Origin of the sequence: Yokenella regensburgei (assembly GCF_003634235.1) — a bacterium.
Classification (GTDB): domain Bacteria; phylum Pseudomonadota; class Gammaproteobacteria; order Enterobacterales; family Enterobacteriaceae; genus Yokenella; species Yokenella regensburgei.
The window spans coordinates 2,291,115-2,309,031 of record NZ_RBIZ01000003.1; the positions used below are offsets into that span (position 1 = coordinate 2,291,115).

9 protein-coding genes and 2 pseudogenes are annotated in these 17,917 nt (G+C 54.2%); 8 read left to right on the forward strand and 3 right to left on the reverse strand.

Going from position 1 to position 17,917, the window contains the following annotated elements; genetic code table 11:
* Nucleotides 1-398 precede the first annotated feature (398 nt).
* The 7 genes from C7387_RS11215 to C7387_RS11245 all read left to right on the forward strand — a co-directional run bounded on the left by C7387_RS11215 (nucleotide 399) and on the right by C7387_RS11245 (nucleotide 9,584).
* On the forward strand, nucleotides 399-1,778 hold the full coding sequence (locus C7387_RS11215; RefSeq protein ID WP_120816675.1) for a serine hydrolase domain-containing protein: 1,380 nt from the start codon (nucleotides 399-401) through the stop codon (nucleotides 1,776-1,778).
* Nucleotides 1,779-2,053: 275 nt separating this feature from the next.
* Complete coding sequence (locus tag C7387_RS23165; RefSeq protein ID WP_120816676.1) at nucleotides 2,054-2,260, forward strand: hypothetical protein; 207 nt, start codon at nucleotides 2,054-2,056, stop codon at nucleotides 2,258-2,260.
* A 371-nt stretch (nucleotides 2,261-2,631) separates the two neighbouring features.
* Nucleotides 2,632-3,333, forward strand: coding sequence for an oligogalacturonate-specific porin KdgM family protein (locus C7387_RS11225; RefSeq protein ID WP_006818913.1), 702 nt, complete (start codon nucleotides 2,632-2,634; stop codon nucleotides 3,331-3,333).
* 136 nt (nucleotides 3,334-3,469) lie between these two features.
* Complete coding sequence (locus C7387_RS11230; protein WP_244922360.1) at nucleotides 3,470-5,935, forward strand: hypothetical protein; 2,466 nt, start codon at nucleotides 3,470-3,472, stop codon at nucleotides 5,933-5,935.
* A complete protein-coding gene (gene bglB / locus C7387_RS11235) occupies nucleotides 5,932-7,005 on the forward strand; it encodes a beta-galactosidase BglB (RefSeq protein WP_120816678.1) in 1,074 nt (357 codons plus the stop codon). The genes C7387_RS11230 and bglB overlap by 4 nt, the downstream gene beginning before the upstream one ends.
* Nucleotides 7,006-7,040: 35 nt before the next feature.
* Nucleotides 7,041-8,681 (forward strand): alpha-glucoside-specific PTS transporter subunit IIBC, encoded by a 1,641-nt coding sequence (locus C7387_RS11240; RefSeq protein WP_120816679.1) that lies wholly within the window; start codon nucleotides 7,041-7,043, stop codon nucleotides 8,679-8,681.
* A 69-nt stretch (nucleotides 8,682-8,750) separates the two neighbouring features.
* Complete coding sequence (locus C7387_RS11245) at nucleotides 8,751-9,584, forward strand: sugar phosphate isomerase/epimerase family protein (protein ID WP_120816680.1); 834 nt, start codon at nucleotides 8,751-8,753, stop codon at nucleotides 9,582-9,584.
* A 69-nt stretch (nucleotides 9,585-9,653) separates the two neighbouring features.
* Here C7387_RS11245 and C7387_RS11250 read toward each other — a convergent pair whose 3' ends face one another.
* A complete protein-coding gene (locus tag C7387_RS11250) occupies nucleotides 9,654-9,986 on the reverse strand; it encodes a SemiSWEET family sugar transporter (protein WP_174706373.1) in 333 nt (110 codons plus the stop codon).
* A gap of 531 nt (nucleotides 9,987-10,517) precedes the next feature.
* On the opposite strand from C7387_RS11250, the gene C7387_RS11260 reads away from it, so the two are divergent.
* The gene (locus C7387_RS11260) at nucleotides 10,518-11,555 is read left to right on the forward strand and encodes a GGDEF domain-containing protein (RefSeq protein ID WP_038254559.1); all 1,038 of its coding nucleotides are present in this window, start codon (nucleotides 10,518-10,520) and stop codon (nucleotides 11,553-11,555) included.
* 258 nt (nucleotides 11,556-11,813) lie between these two features.
* Here C7387_RS11260 and C7387_RS11265 read toward each other — a convergent pair.
* Nucleotides 11,814-17,330, reverse strand: a pseudogene (locus C7387_RS11265) (autotransporter outer membrane beta-barrel domain-containing protein); the annotation flags it as partial.
* Between the two features lie 267 nt (nucleotides 17,331-17,597).
* A pseudogene (locus C7387_RS23380) lies at nucleotides 17,598-17,711 on the reverse strand (ESPR-type extended signal peptide-containing protein); the annotation flags it as partial.
* Between the last annotated feature and the right edge of the window lie 206 nt (nucleotides 17,712-17,917).

Sequence of the window (17,917 nt, forward strand, 5' to 3'; positions counted from 1 at the left end):
AATTCCTGGCACACAAGCACAGCAATTCACTTGCATAATGCAAGTAAACTAAAGAGGTAGCCTGTAAATAACCTTGTAAGCTGTAAGCCTTTCTGGTGGGTATCATCATAGTAATGAAGGTTATTTTGAGGTTAGTACTGAATGATGTTTTAAGGTTAGCAGGGAAAAAAAGAATAGGTAAATAAGTAATAATATCTATAGATATCACTAAATTACCTTTGTTAAATAAATCTCAATGCTGTTCATCATCGGGATCAGAACGCTGTCTTTCTGCCTTTCAAGCACTATTCATAGCATGATTCATTCGACGGGTTGATTCTCGACCGAACCGGGAATGGCTACCTATACTGGTGCTCATGTTTTGAGCATGGTGCTCAAAATATTGCTCCGGAGATAATATGTACCCTGCATATAAAGATAATAAGACCCTACGTTTTTTCGGCAGCGTGCTGGCATTGTGCCTCCCTCTAACCAGTTTTACCGCCAGCGCTTCGGCGGTACCCAACAAGGCGCAAGATAAGATTGGTGCGGCGACAGATTTTTTGACGCTCAAACACGATCTGCAGCCCGGCACGTACCGTAACGTTGACCAAATTTTCAATACCCGCACTTTTCATCATGGTGATGATGTTTCACCACTCCCGGCCGCCGCAGTCCCCCTCAGCACGGTGCAATATTCACCTGATGGTATTCACACCTACGACATCGACGATTTCATGAAACGTAATAACGTCGCCGGACTGCTTATCATCAAAGACGGGCATATCGCGCTTGAACGCTATGCCCAGGGTAACAGTGAGACCTCAAAATGGACGTCGTTTTCCACCGGGAAGTCTATCGTGTCAACGCTCATCGGGGTGGCGGTCAAAGAGGGTAAAATCAAAAACATCAACGATCCGGTGACCAACTATCTCCCGCAGATGAAAGGAACCGCCTATGACGGAGTCACCGTCCGTCAACTATTGCAAATGACCTCTGGCGTGCAGTGGAACGAAGATTATCGTGACCCAAAGTCTGACTTTTCCGCCATGTTCAAATGCGTTGAAGAAGGTAAAGCGAATTGCATTCTTGGGGTGATGTCCGGACTACAACGAGTCGCCACACCGGGAACCCGTTTTAACTATAAAACGGGCGAAACGCACATGGAGGGAGAGGTGCTGACCGCCGCATTAGGCGGTGAATCGTTGTCGAGTTATTTGTCGCGTAAAATTTGGGTTCCAATGGGGATGGAATCCGATGGTTACTGGCTGCTGGAGTCAAAAAATGGCAAAGAGTTTGCCGGCGGATCGTTGAGCATGACGCTGCGAGACTATGGCCGTTTCGGTCAGTTTATTCTCAACAATGGCGTTATTAAGGGCCAGCAAGTGCTTCCAGCGGGATGGGTCGCTGAAGCCGGGTATCCCGCGCCAGACTCCCCGGAAAATCAGCAGGGTGCTCTCTATTCTGCGATTAATGAAACTTCTCATCCCTACGCTAACCCTATGGGTTACGGCTATAACTGGTGGTCGTTTCCAAAAGGTCAATGGACGGCCTGGGACTACCTTACAGACCCAAAAGTATGGGGTAACGATGCCTACAGCAGCACCCCTGTGAAAAACTTTCCGAATTTATCAGGCGCGTTCACGGCGCAAGGGGTCTTTGGGCAATTCATCACCATCAACCAGAAAGAAAACCTGGTTGCCGTGGTCTGGAGTACCTGGGAAACGCCCTGGATCGATCCTAAAGAGCATGAAACCTACAGTTTCCTTGATGCTGCGACGGCAAAGTTGAGGATGTAATCCTCAAACGACACACCTAATGTGTTCGTTATCATTCATCCCGGGACATCACGTTATTGCGGCATCTGGCCATGCTCCCGGGGTTTTAATCGCCATTTAGTCGTACTGGAAAAAATGATTTGCCCACAACGCTATAACTGCCTCAATTAAGTAGACTTCAAGCCCTCAACAGGATCCCTTCTCCAGAATTAAACACCGTGATGATTGTCCCCCCGTTTTATCAGCGCTATGTTATGACAATGTTAATCTGAAGTGCACGGCATTGGAGAGATGATATGAAGCTCCAGAATGGACCGGTATTATGCCCTCACTGCGACAGCATGAGCGCCTACTGCGAGATTGATCGACTCTGTGCGATAAGAGCGAGGGCCTCAGAAGGCGAACACCCGCAGGAATGGGCCAGCATATTGACCGTTCACAAGAAGAAAGCATTTTGCCTTACCTGTCATCAATCCATTGTGGTTTCCACTACGTTGCCGTAGCCATCCCTTCTCAGATTCGACCCGCCGTCATTGCACGTAAGTGACTCCAAAAATTACCAATTAGATTTATTAATTTCCAGAAAGCACGCCGCAGTGGCTTCACGTGTGCTTTATCTCATCGTTGCAAACTCTGCACCAGACCAGGTGCAGAGCGCTTTCGCACGTCCGTCAATCCCCCGATAAGACCATAAGATATATAAAAAGAAACGTTATTTCATTTTGATTAAACGCTAATTTCAATTTTTATATGTCCACACGGCTTGTCATGGAAAATGAAACTGTGCCGTTTCAGGTCAGAGAGCGTGCCGCAGAGCATGTCATCTGGCGATAAAAACCTTTAGTAGTTCTTTTCACAGGATTGATTGATAGGTATGACGTTGAAATCTGTTTATGTTGCCCTTGCCGTTTGTTCGGCGTTAACAAGCCTGAATGCAAATGCCTGGAGCCTCAATTACCGCCACGAATTTCTGGAGAAATCGGAACAGCAAAGCGATCGACTTGTCGTAGGGCATCGTTTCGATAACGGCTGGGGCTTTAGCGTTGAGTCCAAATTTACCAACGAAGGTGAAGGGGCATTCGATGGTTTTCATACCACCGGTACTGAATACGATCTGAGCTATCTCGCCAAACCGAATGAAACGTGGTGGTGGGAAGCCGGATTTAATACCGAGATAACCGACGATGTCCAGGATCTGCGCGTTCATTTCAAACCAACCTACTGGATTACCCCTGAGCTTTATACTGCTGCGCGTTTCAGGGTAGGTCAGCGTAATTATACCGATGCTTCTGGACAAGATAATGGACACTATTTTCAGCTGAACTATTACCTCGGTTATAACGCTGAGAATTGGTCTATCGCCTACGACTTTGAATATAAGAAACTTGATTACCCTGACTTTAAAGGTGAGGAATATTCTTATCTGAATAACGTAACCATTCGGGTTCCTATTAATAAAAACTGGCGTCCTTATACCGAAATTGGTTACGTATCGTATAACGATCCTACTGATACCAGCCCCTACCCTGACGAGTGGCAGTGGCGCTGGCGCGTCGGGATTGAATACGTATTCTGACGATCGCGCCTCTGGATAATTTGTATTTAAAGATGGGTTAATTACCGCAGGCTCGTTTTCGTCAATGGAAAAGGGTCTGCTCTTATTTTCAATGTCATTAGCGCCAACAGGCGACAATGATGACAAGGAGAATTGTATGTCTCTGGGAAATTGGGAGCTTAAACCGGGAGAAGCACTGACGCGTTTTTGCGTATCGGCCTCCCGCGAAGAGCGATTCGCCGAGTTTTTTACCGGTGAAGCAATGGATATGACCATGGATTACCATTTCCAGAATGGAGCCGGACCGTCAGAGGAGACGTTTTGCCGGCAGATTTTTCGCCAGCAGATGGCGGAACGCTACGTCGATCCCTCACAGGCGCTACCGCGCTCACAGGTCACCTTTGCCGGTGAGAGCGATACCGTGTCGTTTTCGTCCTTCAATCGCCTGCCGTTCCACGTCCAGCGTTGGCTGGAGGTGGAACTGCATACTGAATGCGCCGGGCTTTACCCGTTTCAACTGTCAACCTGCGGTGGCGTTCGGGTCTGGCGCGATGGCAAGGCCCTCGCCTGCTTCACCCCTTTCACGCGCAACACGCAGCAACACAGTGACGTCCTGCTGCCGCTGAAAAGCGGAAAAAACACCCTGCTCATTCACCTTGAAGAGCTCTTCGAGCGCGACACCCATTTTGTACTGCGCCTGATTTATCGCGGTGATGTGCCGTTGGGCGTATCGCTACCGAACATCGAGGCAAAAACGCTGGATGCGTTAACCCGGTTCGCCAGCAGTATGCGCCCTGAACTGACGGCCCGGAACCATCAGGCACGCGTCCGCCTTGCTGCCACATCGCCTGCCTGTAGCGTTCATCTTGAAGGTGAGATACACGGGATGGGCAACGATAATTTCACTCCGCGCCAGGTCGATTTTGGGCTGGTCGCTCCAGAATCTGAGTCGTTTACCCTTGAGATCCCTCCCGACATTGGCGCTGCGCACTATCAGATTGCGCTACGTTTGCGCTGCGAGAATGTTTGTCTCACCCGCGCCATCGGGGTGAACATCATGCAGCCGCCGGGTACGGCAGAATCATCAACCCGACTGCAGGATCGCAAGCTACAGGCGCTGCGTTACACGGCGCATCATGGGATGGACCGTACCTCGCGCCTGCTGGCTATGCTGCACTGCGGCGAAGTCACGGAGGCTGCCACTCAGCTGCTGCTTGATACCCTGCAGCGGATCAGCGCCAGGGAAGATTGCTCTGATTTCTCACTGGTGCCGCTGCTGTGGATTTGGCGCGATCACGAGGGTGAGCATTTTCCCCCCGCGCTCTGGCGACGCGTGCGCAGCACCATTCTCGGCTACCGCTACTGGCTGGATGAGCCAGGTAACGACGTGATGTGGTTCTGGAGTGAAAACCATACGCTCTGTTTCCATACCGCCCAGTATCTGGCGGGCCAGATGTTCCCTGACGCGCTGTTTCTGGCATCGGGGCGTTCTGGTGAGCAGCAGCGCGACATTGCCGCCCGCCGCCTGGCACAGTGGTTTGACGCCGTTGAGCAGCACGGCTTTGTCGAATGGAATTCCGCGCCGTATTACCCCGTTGACTATATCGGTCTGTTTGCCCTGTACGAGCTGGCGGCGGATGCCTGGGTCAGTGAACGCGCAAAAGCCCTGATCGACCGGCTGATGCTGCTGAGTTCCCTGCATTATCAGGCCGGTATTGCCGCCGGTACCATGGGGCGGGTGTACGAAAAAGAGCTGCTGGCGGGCATCCTTACCGAGCTGTCAGCCTACGGCAACGTGGCCTGGGGCGGCGGCTGGTACAACCGTAAATGCGCCTCACTGCCGCTGTTTTGCGCCAGCGACTATCAGCCACCAGCCGACACTCACCGCTATGCCGCCTTACATCAGGGAACGCTGTCTGCCAGTTATCAGGCCGGCGGTGGGAATATTGTCGTGTGGAAAGCACCCGGCGTCAGCCTCTCCAGCTGCGTTGATCACCATACCGGTAAACGGGGCCACCAGCAGCATCTGGTGGATGTTCAGTTCGCCACCCACCATGACGCGAAACTGTGGGTTAACCATCCGGGAGACCACGAGCCCGGCGGTGAAAAACGCCCCTCCTACTGGTCAGGCAACGGCGTATTACCGCGAGTCATGCAGGTCGACAACCGCGCGATGCAGATTTACAGCCTGCCTGAAGAGGAAATATTCCCCTGGACCCACCTTTACCTGCCAGGCGACGCGTTCGATCGGGTCATTAGCACCTCTCATACCTGCCTGGTTCGCGCCGGTGAGGCGTTTGCAGCTATCTGCTGTTCCGCGCCGCTGGTGGCCGTGACTCAGGGCATGACCGCCGGTCACGAATACCGTGCACAGGGACGCCGCGTTGCCTGGTATATCGAAGCAGGGTACGGCGATGAGCATGACTTCGACGCCTTTTGCCTGCGCATGTCGACGCTGAGCGTTCATCTGGACGACCACAGCCAGGCCATTGCCGCCACGGCGGACGGCGAGCTGATGCGCCTTGACTGGCAAGGCAACTGCCAGGTTGACGGCACTGAACGCACCTTTCCTGCCGATGCCGGATGCCATCCCGTCGTGAATTATCGTGGAGACGCACAATGAAACCACAACAACTCATCCCTGCCCTCGAGCGGGTCGTTCATGGATTCTGTCAGCTAAAAGGCATGGGCGAGCTGAGCGCCAGCAAAGGTCTCGCTATTCAGTTTGAGCAATGGGAATGGGAGGTCGGCGTCGGCCTTTATGGCTTCTGGCGTTATGCCCTGCATCAGAACGACGCCGCGCTACAGGCGTCGCTGCTTGACTGGTATGAGGGGCAGATAGCGAAAGGTTTGCCGGCGATGCAAATCAACACCACCGCGCCGATGATAACCCTCGCGCTGCTGGCCGGGCATGGCGATCGCGCCGATCTGCGCACCGAGGTCAACGCCTGGGCTGACGACCTGATGGCAAACCTCCCCCGGACCGAAGAAGGCGGTTTTCAGCACGTGGTGAAGGAACAGCCAAATACCGGGCAGCTCTGGGATGACACCCTGTTTATGACCTGCCTGTTCCTCGGCACCGCCGGGATCGTACTGAAACGCCAGGATCTGATAGACGAAGCCGTCTACCAGTTCCTGCTGCACACCCGCTACCTGAGCGATCCGCGCAGCGGCCTGTGGTATCACGGCTGGACCTTCCTTGGTAATCACCACTTCGCGGGCGCCTTCTGGGCGCGCGGCAACGCGTGGATAACCGTCGCGATCCCTGAGTTTATCGATCTGATGGGCGAACACCTGGATGCCGGCACCCGCCGCTTTTTAACCCAGGTTATTTCACGCCAGGTGCGCACCCTGTGTGACCTGCAGGCGGAAAACGGCATGTGGCACACGGTGCTGGATGACCCTTACTCCCCGCAGGAGTCATCCGCCACGGCGGGGATGGCCTACGGCATGCTGCGCGGCGTCCGTCTTGGCCTGCTGGATGAGGCGGTTGTAGAACCGGCGCTGCGGGCCGCTCGCGCGGTGTGGCAGCGCATTGATGCCGACGGCATCGTCCTTGAAGCCTCCAAAGGGACCATGGTGGGGCATGACCATCAGTACTACTGCGACATCGCCATTGCCCCTGTGCCTTATGCCCAGGCGCTGACGATGCTGCTACTGCTCGAGCTCGAACAGGGCCAGTGGCTGGCGTAACAGATTTAACGTTGTCATTATTCGGAGAACATTTGATGTCCAAACGGAATATTATGGGGGCCTTCCAGACTTTTGGCGGCGCCATGGCTGTCCCCATTGCCTTTCTACCTTTTACCGGTTTACTGCTCGCTATCACTGGCCTGCTGACCATGCCCGACGTGATGGGCGGCCTTGCCCATCCGGACTCTAACTTTTATAAGGTGATGACCATCATCAAGTCCGGCGGCTGGACTATCTTCAGAAACTTCCCGCTGCTGTTCTGTATGGCGCTGCCGGTAGGGTTGGCCAGAACCGGCCAGGCGCGTGCGGCGCTGGTCGCCTTCTTCGCCTATATGGCCTACAACTACTTCACCAACAGCATGCTCACCTTCTGGGGGCCTGAGTTCGGCGTTGATTTCGACAAAGCAATTGGCGGCTCCAGCGGTCTGGCGCTGGTGGGCGGTATTAAAACGCTGGATACAAGTATTGTCTTCTCGCTGATTATCGGCGGCGTGGTGACCTGGGTGCATAACCGCTTCTTTGAGAAAAAGCTGCCGGATTACCTGGGTATTTTCCAGGGGATGAGCCTAGTGTTTATCATCTCCTTCTTCGTGATGCTGCCGATGGCGTACCTGACCTGCCTGCTGTGGCCAAAGGTGCAGCTTGGCATCAACACCATGCAGAGCATGTATGTTGAAGCGGATGCGTTCGGCATGTGGATGCTGGCGTTTGTTGAACGTATGCTGGTGCCGACCGGTCTGCACCGCTTCGTCTACTTCCCGTTCTTCTTCGGTCCGGCGGTGGTTGACGGCGGTCTGTACACCCACTGGATTGAAAATGTCTCCACCTACGCGGCCTCTACCGTTCCGCTGGTTGAACAGTTCCCGGCGGCGGGCTATTCCCTGTATGGCAACATCAGCGTCTTCTGTTCATTAGGGGCGGGTCTTGCAATCTATGCCACGGCGAAGAAAAGCCAGAAGCGCAAGATTGCCGCGCTGGTGATCCCGGCGATTATCACCGCCATGGCGGTGGGGATCACCGAACCGATTGAGTTTACCTACCTGTTTGTGGCGCCAGTGCTGTATCTGGTGAACGCCCTGATCGGCGCGACCCTGTGCGTGGTGCTTTATTTGTGCGGCGTGGTGGGGTTCATGGGCGGCGGTCTGAATGACATCATCCTGTTCAACTGGGTCTTCTACGCCAAGAATCACGCGCATCTTATCTGGATCCACCTGGGTCTGGGGCTGAGCTTTGCGGCGATCAACTTCTTCGTGTTCCGTTACATGATCCTGCGCTTTAATTTCCTGACGCCGGGCCGTGGCGAAGACGAAAAAGAAGAAGTCCGTCTTTATACCAAGCAGGACTATCGCAACAAGCAGTCTGGCGCACCGGTCACAGGCCAGGAGCCGGACAGACTTAAGGCGGCGGCTATCCTCCAGTGCGTTGGCGGCTACACCAACATCGACACGATCGGCAACTGCCAGACCCGTTTGCGTCTGGTAGTGAAAGATCAGGCGTTGGTCGCGGACGATAAGATGCTGAAGCAGGCGGGCGCGCTTGGCGTTATGCGCGCAGGCAAAAACCTGCAGGTTGTGGTTGGTCTCTCGGCACCGATGGTGCGCGAGTACTTTGAACAAGAGTTCAATAAAGGGCCGGGTGGTATCAGCGCTGAGCTGGCAGACGCGCCTGCGGTCTGATGTCTGAGTGAGATAACCTTGTGGGGGAGCAATGCTCCCCCATTGTCATGATCCCAACAGGAGCAGCGTATGAACCGACTGAACATCGGCGCCCGCGCCCACGATCTGAACGGCCACTCCCTGCAGGCTATTATCGACGAGGCCCGGGTTCTGGGCCTCGACGGGCTACAGCTGGCTATCCATAAAACCTGGGAGGCCGACTGGAAGGCCCGGGATGAAGAGGCGATCGTTGCCAGTATTCATCACCTTCAGTGTTCCGGACTTTCTCTGTTTCTGCTGGCGAGCTACTTTAATCCGGCACATTCCAGCCCCGACGTGCTGGCACGAGAGCTTGAACGTGTCCGCTTTACCATCGCCGTTGCCAGCAAAAGCGGAGTTGCGGCAGTGGGAAGCGAAACGGGTTCCCTCAACGACGATGACTGGACATGGCATCCGGATAACCACGGCGAGGCGGCCTTCCTGGCCGTAGAACAAACGCTGTCACAGCTGCGCCCTTCGCTGGTGATGCATGACCGGCACTTTCTGGTTGAGGCGGTCAGCGACCATATTATTCACGACGCCCGCCGTCTGGCGCAGCTAAACGCGCGATTAGGGGCCCGTTTTCAGGTCACGCTGGATCTTGCGAATCTGCTTAATGCCGGTAACGCCACGCGCTGGCGCGAGGTGCTGGAGCATTTTCTTCTCACCCATGGCGGGCAGATTCGCCTCCTCCACTTTAAGAACTTCATCCTGAAAGACGGTCTTAAAGTGCCGGTGGGGCTTGAGGAAGGGATTATCGACTATGCGTGGGTACTGGAGAGACTTGAACGTCTTCAGTTAAGCCATATTCCCATCATTGTAGAAGAGCTGACGGGTACCGCCTTAGCGGAGAGCGTGAGGTATCTTCGAGGGTTAAGCGGGTAATTCAGCAAATATCGTCACAATAGCTAAAAATAAACAGCGCATTAAGCGCTGTTTATCTTTCATCTGTTATCAGACGCGTTCGTTATTCCATTTCAACACCATCACGGAGCTTGCCAGCAGCAACGTAATGCCGTTAGCAGCAATCAGCGGTATATCTCCTGATTTAATCCCGTAGGTTAACCACAGTAACAGACCACTAATAAAGACCAGATACATCTTGGTTGAAATCGCCCTGGTCTCGCGCGTTTTAAGAATATCGAAAACCTGTAAGGAGAATGAGCCTGTTGTCAGGAAAGCCGCACACAGGCCAATGGATGCAGCGTCAAAAGCAAACAGCACGATGCTTAACGCCGCTGTCCCTGCCAGGAAAATAACCTGGTTTGATGAAATACGTTTACTCACGGATAAACCTGTTGATAAATAAAGTTCACGAGGACAGTTAAATAATGAAAAGCGACACTGTGAATCAGTGCCTGTCGAATAGTGTAGTTGCATCACTGAAAATTTAAAACGGTGCTTTTATTTTATTTTGTGATATTTTTAAATAAAATCAATATTTACAAATATAGTAGTCAGCGTAGAGCGCCACATCACTCGATAAAAATACCCAGAGAAAATACACCCCCCCAAAAAATCACTCCATCATACATAAAATTCTGACTTATTTGTTAAGTACATTATCAAGTCAGGAACTCAGAACGTTTTATTTACGGTTCAATAGATTCCTGGCGCAGAATATTGCCAGAATACTTGAAATCTCAGAAAAAACGGTCAGTGCACACAGATTAAGCAGGCTAAAAAACGGGGCTGTAACAGCATGAAATGCCTTGTTATGACGGTGAAAGCCCGGCACAGCATCATAAAATTTTAGCGGCTTGCAGCTGACAACCTCGTATACTCAGGTCAGGGTATGGGTAGCTGGAGGGGCTAGCTATGGGCGCGCGAACGGCTAACGATTTGTACGAAGAGATGAAAAGCATGACGGTTGAGGAAAGAATACGCTTCTTTTCTCTCTCTCTGGCGGAGGTGCATCGTGAACTGCAGGAAAGTATTACTCAGATTGAGACCATGCAATCGGCTCTGCAGGAAAGTGAGCAAAACCATCGCCAACTGGTCGAAACAGCACAGGATGCGGTAATAACCATTGATTTGACCGGGTACGTCATTAACTGGAACCATGCGGCGGAGAAGATGTTTGGCTGGCGTGCCGACGAGGCCATTGGCAGTGATTTGAGTGAAATGATTATCCCGGAAGCATTCCGCGAACAGCATAAACGCGGTTTGATGCGTTTTCAGGCTTCCCAGCCGTCTGATATTCTGAACCGGACGATTGAAATCACAGCACTGCACCGTGAAAAGGGACAATTCCCGATTGAGCTGTCAATATGGCCGTACCAGCAGTCCGGCAAACAGTTGTTTTCAGCCTTTATCCGCGATATTACCGACAGAAAGCAGCGCGAGCATATCGCATGGCTGCATGCAAATTTTGATTCGCTGACGGGATTACCTAATCGCCGGTTACTGGTGAATCGCCTTGAGCTGGCTATCACTCAGGCTATTGCCAGTAATAAGGAGGTGGCTCTCCTGTTTATCGATCTTGATCGTTTTAAACCCGTAAATGATATTTACGGACATGCAGTAGGGGATGAACTGCTCCGTCTGGTCGGATTCCGTTTACAGAGTTGCCTACGGGAAGAGGACACACTTGCCCGACTGGGTGGGGATGAGTATATAGCCTTACTTCCGGACTTAAATAAAGATGAGATTATTCTCAGGCCAATTATAGACAACATGGCTGCGGCACTTTCGCAGTCGTTTTTGATTAATGAGTTCGTTATCAGCATTTCCGGAAGCATCGGCATTTCCATATTCCCGCTGGATGCACAGGATGCGGACTCGTTACTGAATTATGCTGATAAGGCCATGTACATGGCGAAAAAGACATCGCATACTGAAGCGCCACGAGTTTAACCGGTACTTCTGAGCCAGATATGATAGTGTAAAGGTAGCAATATCTACTATATCTGCTCAGGCTGGATGTAAAAGCCATCAATTGCAGCCCTGTATACGCCGTAATAAATCACATATCACTCTCTTCTTTTTGCTATTGCGGTATTACTGCAGTTAAAGTTGTGCCCCGGATCAGTTTACTTGCAGTACTAAAAGCCGGAGCCACAAATCCTGGCTCCAACTTTTTGTTCAGCAATCATTTGCGGCATATCAAGAAACTTACCAGCTGTATTTCACCCCCAGCATACCCTGGGTGTCGCTGTACCCCTTGTCACCCATCTGTACACCCACGTTACCCCATACGCTCAGGCGGTCGTTCAGCCGGCCTTCCACGCCGGTACGCACTTCACCCAGGTTACGCGCACCGTCACGGTTCACCGTCGTACCATCCATCTTCACGCCGAAGGTCTCTGTGTTATGCAGCCAGTTCACCTCCACGAACGGCTGGAACTCACGCTGTTTACCGTCATCCATTTTGTGGTGGCTGCTCAGATACGTTCTCACCCCGAGACGCGTCTGAATGTTACCGTCTCCTTCTGACCCAACACGGGTGCCGTCGTTCCGGGTGTGCGAGTCAGCCTTCACCCCCATCCACATGACCTGCGCCTGCGGCTGCACATACCAGCTGTTCAGCGTGCCCTGGCTGCCGGAGAACTCTCCGGCTTTCAGCGTGTAACCCACCTCCAGTGACGCCGTCAGCCCCTTCGAGTCATAGCTGTCACTCCCGCGGTTATCCGCTTCCACCGTATTGTCGAACCAGTTGTACAGCATCCAGCTGTCCACATATGCCCCGGCTTTATCGGCCTCGTTCTGGTACCACGTTCCGTACAAACCGGCGCTGTATCCACTGATGCGTCCGTCAGAGCCGTAGCCTGCTTTACTGCTGCGGGTATTGCTGTGTTCGTTTGCATAGCCACCCATCACGCCCAGATGCCAGCGGTCGAGGCCGTTCGAGCTCCACCGTGCGATATCGCCGCCAAGCTGCAGGACGTAGCGGTTGCTCTGCGTCTTCAACTGACCGTCGCCGGCAGAAGAACGTTCATGACCACCGACGTGGCGTATCCACAGGCTGGTGTTACCCTCGCCGTTATGCTGCGTATCCGCGTACAGAGAAGTGTCAGGACGGTCATGCAGGCGGTGACCGAACAGCGTGTTGGCCGCCGCAATGTTGCTGATATAACTGCCCGCTTCCGGGCGCAGCGCATCCGGTGCCGTCGGGTCGACCACCGGCGGATTGTCCTGGTCCTGCGGCGGTACCGCACCGTTCCATTTGCTGGTCAGGTACCAGTTCTTCGCCGCATCATCCGGTCCCTTCGCCAGCGTGTAGACATACGCCCCGGCTTCCACCGTACCGTTTGTCAGCCCGAAGTTACCCGCAGAGTTACCGTCCACCTGCACCAGCTCAATACCGTTAATGGTCTGCGCACCGCTACCGCCCACATTATTCACGTCAACGCGAGTGTTACCGCTGGTATCGCCATGCACCGTCAGTTTGTCCGTCGGCGAGTCGTCGCCACCCAGAGTCGTGTTGAACACCATCAGACCGTCGTTGCCGGTATAGTTACCGTTAACGGTAAGCTGATTACCAGGTTGCCCGCCATCATGGTTCAGCAGAACAGCGCCGCTGTTGGTCAGGTTGCCGCCCACCGTGAAGTCGTTCATCTGCATCGTACCGCCCTGCATGACGTCCACATCCCCGGCGGTGCTGCCGTAACCGGTAAACGAAGCGCCGTCGTGAACGTTGACCAGACTGCCAGCCATATCCACTGCATTGTCTGCGTCACTGCCCAGCGCCAGCGTACCTGCGCTGATATCGGTCGTACCGGTATAGGCTGCAGATTCAACGGTCAGGGTCAGGGTGCCGGTACCAGATTTGGTCAGGCCGCCGCTGCCGCTGACGCTGTTGCTGAGCGTCCAGTCGCTGGCGGTGTCCACGGTCAGCAGGCCGTTATCGTTAACCGTAGCGGTGCCGAGGTTGTTCTGTTCGCTGACCGTCAGGCTGCTGCCATCATCGATAGTAAACAGCCCGCTGAAGCCGCCGTTGTCTCCGGTAAGCGTCGTTTCCGTGGTGTTCGTCGCATCGACGCTGCCGGAGCCGCTGATGTTGTTCGCGAGCGTCCCGGTCACACCGTCCAGCGTCAGGGTGCCGTTGTCCGCAATATTACCGGTACCTGCACCCTGTGCATCGTTAATCACCGCTTCCGCACCGCTGCTGATGGCGGTGGTGGCGCTGAGGCCACTGTTCGCACCGTCAATCGTCAGCGTGCCGCCGTCAACGTTCAGACTCCCGGCTCCGGTCAGGCTGCCGTTGCTGTATCCGCCGTCTGTCAGACTCAGGGAGCCGCCGTTAATGTCCAGGACTGAACCGGCATCGGCTGCCAGTTGACCGACAGTCTGCTCAGTACCGTTCAGGTCAGCCTTCGCAGTGCTGTAGATATGCAGTTCACTGGTGTTACCCAGGGCGCCGTCTGCATCGGTCCGCAGGGTACCGCTGAGCACCGTAGTACTGCCGGTGTAGTCGTTACCACCGTCGGAGAGCGACAGCACGTCACCGCCCGTGGTACTGATGGCAAGATTGCCGCTTCCTGTGATGCGGGCAGACTGGTCTGCGGCCGCACCGGTGGCGCCCGGTGTCCCGTCAAGCGTCAGGGTCTGGCCCTGCAGGATGTCCAGCTCTGTCAGACCGTAGTTGACGTACAGGCCATCCTGGTTACCTGAAGCACCCGCCGTGGTCAGCCGATAATCGTATGTGCCTTTTGCAACCGTATTGCCGTCCTGAGCGATATCCACCTCTGTGGCATCACTGATGGTGTTGCCGTTCTGGTCCTTCAGCACGAAACTGCCGCCGCTGCCGGTAACCTGAGAGGCACTCACCAGCTCCAGTCCGATATTAGTATCATCCTGGGTCATCAGTGATGCAGTGGTGGCGGTGTCATGGCCCGGAACATACGGTGCAGGCACATTAATCTGTACCGTACCGGTACCGGACGCATCCAGTTTTCCGGTCGTCAGATGGCTGGTTGCCACTTTCTGCTCCGGCGCCGTTGCGTTAAAGACCATCTTACCGCCGGCAAAGGTGAGGCCACCAGTGGTCTGCTCCCCGTCACCCACCGTGGTGGTGTTACCGGTACTGGTCATCAGCATGGCCCGGGCCAGCGCTGCTGCGCTCCCCCCGGACAGGGCAAAGGTGCTGTCCTTCAGCTCCACCGTTCCCGTAAAGGCCGTTCCTGTTGAAGAATCAAAAGAAAAGATGTCGTCCGCAGACGCCAGGTCCACGCTCAGCAGACCGCTGCCGGTGAGCACATTACTGAATGTGAAGTTACCCGTACCGTCCGTCGTGGCGCCGGCCACTTCCAGCGTACCCGGTGTGGCAATGTTCACCGTACTGGAACCCAGACCGGTGTTGCCCGTGTTGGACTGCAAGGTGGTGGTGAGCGTGCCGCCGTTAACCTGTGTGGCACCGCTGAAGGTGTTCTCTGCACGCAGGACCGTATGACCTGCATCCTGTATCACGGTACCGTTGCCGGTAATCAGTGGGGTGAACTGATAACCACCCGCCGTGGTCGGGTCAGTCTCGGTATGGTTAAACACCAGAGTGCCACTGCCGGCCCCCATGTTCACACTGTCTGCGCCGGTGATAAACCCGGCACCCGTTGCCGCCTCACCGTGGGCCGCTCCAATATTAAGTGTGCCGCTGCTGCCGGCCTTCTGCGAAATGCTCACCACACCAGGCATGGAGCCTGTTATTGCCAGCATTCCACCATTGCTCAGGGTGAGCATCCCGGTACCGGTATCCCCGACCGTTATCAGCGAGCTGCCTGACGAAGAGGCGTCAACAGTCCACTGCCCACCGCGGCTGACAGTAACAATGCCGTCGCTGCCGGCAAACTGGCCAATTGTGCCGCCTTTCGACGTCATCAGGCCGCCGTTGCGGATCTGTACTTCCCCGGTCCCCATATACCCCACTGCCCAGATAGGGGCTGAAGCTACTCCGGTATTGAGCACGGCATCAGTACCATCCACAACCACGGCCCCCTTACCTCCGGCCACCGTCCCGACAGCAAAGGAGTCTGTATTTACCGTACCGCCCGCATTAATATTGAGAGAGCCCGTTCCGGCAGACCCTACCTCGATGACGTTCATGGCACTGTTCCATACCGCACCGGAACTGACATTAACCGTACCGATACCTCCGGCTGATTTGCCAATGGTCCCACCGCCATCGGTCTGCAATAACGCGCCATCGGTGAGCGTCATGGTACTGGAACCAGAATCACCAACGAACAGAGTTTTAGTAAGCCACTGAGAGCCAGCCCCATCCACGACAACTGTACCGGTGCTGCCTGCACCGACACCTGCTGTACTGGTGATAACTCGGCTATCCACCACACCACCATTGGTGATTGCCAGTGAGCCCGTACCGGACTGACCTACCATCAGGTTATCCGCATTCAGCACCGAGCCCGGGCCATCCACCGTAACAGATCCATCACCCGTCACGGCATTGCCCAGAATGATGGAAGCCGAATCAACTTTGCCTCCGTCATGAATGTTAAGGGTGCCTGTTGCGGCGTTGCCCACCGTAAGCGCAGCTCTGATGCCTGATGATAGAACTGTACTGTCCCACATCGCACCGGTACTCACGTCCACTGTACCGAGACCTTTACCGGTATCACCCACAATGCCACCCCAACTGGTTACAGAGGCAGCGTTAGTCAGGGTCATGGTTCCGGTACCGGCGGCACCCGTAACAAGTCTGCCAGTCAGGTTCCACCGCGAACCTGCGCCATCCACAGTGACGGTACCGGTGCTGCCGGCCGCACTGCCTGTGATACCGGTGCCAACACCTGCGCCGGCTGTGTTCACCACACCACCATCAGTAATGGTAAGCCTGCCCTGACCGCTGGCGCCGGTGACCAGGGCAGTCGTGTTCATCACTGCCCTCACACCATTGACATTGACGGTACCAGAGCCTGTATTCAGACTGCCGAGGGTGGTCGTACCCGCGTTCACGGTACCGGAGGTATTAATATTAATGATGCCGGTATCCAGATTGCCCACCGTGAGCGCGCCGCTGGTACTCCAGACAGAATCAGAACTGACCTCAGCAACATCTGAGGTGGTATTACCCACGGTCGCTGTGGTATCGGTCATTACCGCGCCATTGGTCAGGATAAGAGTCCCCGGCCCACCGACACCACCCAGGCCAACTATCAATGAAGTGCTGTCCCATCTGGAGCCCACGCCATCGATAGTGACCGTACCATTGCTCACATAGTCGTTCCAGCCACGCGTTGTGTTCACCACACCGCTATCAGCGATGGTGAGCGTACCGGTCCCGGTATCATGACCTCCCCCTACCGTGATGCCCAGGAAGTCCAGTACTGAACCCAGGCCGGTCACGTTCACGACGCCTTTACCGCCACCGGTAGTCTGACCGCCGATAGTCATTCCCGAGCCGGTAACAGTTCCCCCTGTCAGTATATTGAGCGCTCCTGTGCCAAGTTGACCGACAACCAGCGGAACCGTATTGTTCCAGGTGGAACCAGAACTGACGGTGACCGTACCATTACCGCCAGCACGTGACCCAATAAGACTACTCATGGAGTTGCTCGACAGCACGGCACCGTTAGTCAGTGTTATGGTACCGGTACCGGCATTACCCACAACTAACCCGTTTCCGGTTGTGAAACTGGAGCCAGTACCGTCAATATTAATCACGCCAGTGCTGCCCGCTGTGTCACCGACTTTGACACTGGCAGCAGCAACGCTACCACCATCGCTGACGTTGAGAACGCCGGAGCCACCGCTGCTGTTGCCCACAATGACATTACCTGCATTTGCAATGCCATTGATCTGAGTGACTGAAAGGGGGTTGTTACCCAGACTGCTGTCCACAGTCAAATCTGCAGAGGCAATACCAGATAGTGCAAGCAGTACGGGGAGAAAAAGCAGGCTTACCCTCGAAGGAAATGAAATGTATTTACCCTGCGAATGCGTGCTGACAGACACCGTCCGGGTTACGGAGGACGCACTTCGTTTTCCAATCACCAGTTCAGAGCAGACCTGTAATATCCTCAAGGTGCTATTCCATACAACCTGATAACATTTATTCATATAAATCCAACCTTCTTTTTCTTGATGACATCTACAGATGTAGAGAAATTCACACCTCAGAAATAAAACATGAACAGGAAGATGAAAGGATTTAATAAAACCTCAGGAAATATAGAGGGCAGCAAGAATGTTAAAATAGCATTCAGGTGATTAAGTATTAAATATCAATCGCATTCTTTGGTTTTACTGGCTACTATTTACCATTG

Excerpts from the sequence above, each read along its gene's own strand:
- C7387_RS11260 (WP_038254559.1), top strand. The coding sequence starts at position 10,518 with ATGGGCGCGCGAACGGCTAACGATTTGTACGAAGAGATGAAAAGCATG.
- C7387_RS23165 (WP_120816676.1), top strand. The coding sequence starts at position 2,054 with ATGAAGCTCCAGAATGGACCGGTATTATGCCCTCACTGCGACAGCATG.
- bglB (WP_120816678.1), top strand. The coding sequence starts at position 5,932 with ATGAAACCACAACAACTCATCCCTGCCCTCGAGCGGGTCGTTCATGGA.
- C7387_RS11245 (WP_120816680.1), top strand. The coding sequence starts at position 8,751 with ATGAACCGACTGAACATCGGCGCCCGCGCCCACGATCTGAACGGCCAC.
- C7387_RS11230 (WP_244922360.1), top strand. The coding sequence starts at position 3,470 with ATGTCTCTGGGAAATTGGGAGCTTAAACCGGGAGAAGCACTGACGCGT.
- C7387_RS11215 (WP_120816675.1), top strand. The coding sequence starts at position 399 with ATGTACCCTGCATATAAAGATAATAAGACCCTACGTTTTTTCGGCAGC.
- C7387_RS11240 (WP_120816679.1), top strand. The coding sequence starts at position 7,041 with ATGTCCAAACGGAATATTATGGGGGCCTTCCAGACTTTTGGCGGCGCC.
- C7387_RS11225 (WP_006818913.1), top strand. The coding sequence starts at position 2,632 with ATGACGTTGAAATCTGTTTATGTTGCCCTTGCCGTTTGTTCGGCGTTA.